At 64.0% G+C, this 609-nt stretch carries 1 protein-coding gene; it reads left to right on the top strand.

The window, feature by feature from the left end:
* Nucleotides 1-609: condensation domain-containing protein (locus tag QMK32_RS25220; protein ID WP_283478311.1), on the top strand; the 609-nt coding region annotated here is incomplete at both ends.

Below are 609 nucleotides of genomic sequence, written 5' to 3'. Positions count from 1 at the left end.
GTTTGGCGGTTCGGGTGGAGCAGTCGGTGGGGTCGGGGGATCGGGTTGCGTTGGTGGCGCGGGAGCGTCCGGGTGTGGTGCCGTTGTCGTTGGCGCAGCAGCGGATGTGGTTCCTGAACCGCTTCGATGCCGGATCGGCGGCGTACAACGTGCCCGTCGCCATCAGGCTGTCGGGTGAATTGGATGCCTCTGCCGTAGAGGCCGCGGTGCGAGATGTGATTGCACGGCACGAGTCTCTTCGCACGATGTACCCGGAGACCGAGGACGGCCCGATCCAGTTCGTCGTCCCGGTGGAACGGGTCCAGCCCGACATCGAGGTCGTCGAGATCGATGCTTCGGACGTCGAGAGCCGGGTGCGTGCGCTGGCATCGACGACGTTCGATGTGACGACGGAGATTCCGCTGCGGGTTCGGTTGTTCACCATCTCTTCGACGGAACATGTACTTGCCCTAGTGGTGCACCATATCTCCGCTGATGGTTCCTCGATGGGTCCGTTGACGCGTGATGTGATGGTGGCGTATGCGGCGCGTTCTGCCGGTGAGGCCCCTGGTTGGGCTCCGTTGCCGGTGCAGTACGCCGATTACGCGTTGTGGCAGCGTGAGGTCCTCG

It is taken from the genome of Rhodococcus sp. H29-C3, from assembly GCF_030063405.1.
Lineage (GTDB): Bacteria > Actinomycetota > Actinomycetes > Mycobacteriales > Mycobacteriaceae > Rhodococcoides.
Note: the sequence above shows the minus strand (reverse complement) of the source record. Positions and strands in the feature narration are given on the sequence as shown.